Below are 284 nucleotides of genomic sequence, written 5' to 3'. Positions count from 1 at the left end.
CACCTATCTGCCCACCAGCGTGCGTGGCGTATGGCTCTACCTCTATCTGGTGATCGACGTCTGGAGCCGAAAGGTGGTGGCCTGGGATGTGGCTGAGAGAGAAGACTCCCAGATCGCCGCTGACCTTGTCAGCCGGGCCTGTCTGCGGGAGCGGATCAGCAAGTGCCGCCGCCAGCCGCTGATCCTCCACGCCGACAATGGCAATGCCATGAGGGCTGCCACCCTCGAAGCCCGACTGGAGGAGCTGGGTGTACTGCGGTCATTCTCACGGCCTCGGGTCAGCA

1 protein-coding gene is annotated in these 284 nt (G+C 63.7%); it reads left to right on the top strand.

What is annotated here, in order from left to right; translation table 11 throughout:
- On the top strand, window positions 1-284 hold a 284-nt coding region (locus KUG41_RS16240; protein ID WP_216905047.1), incomplete at both ends, for a DDE-type integrase/transposase/recombinase.

This window comes from Synechococcus sp. CCY 9618, from assembly GCF_019038415.1.
In the GTDB taxonomy this organism is placed as follows: Bacteria; Cyanobacteriota; Cyanobacteriia; order PCC-6307; family Cyanobiaceae; genus Cyanobium.
This window is presented reverse-complemented; position numbering and strand designations above follow the sequence as displayed.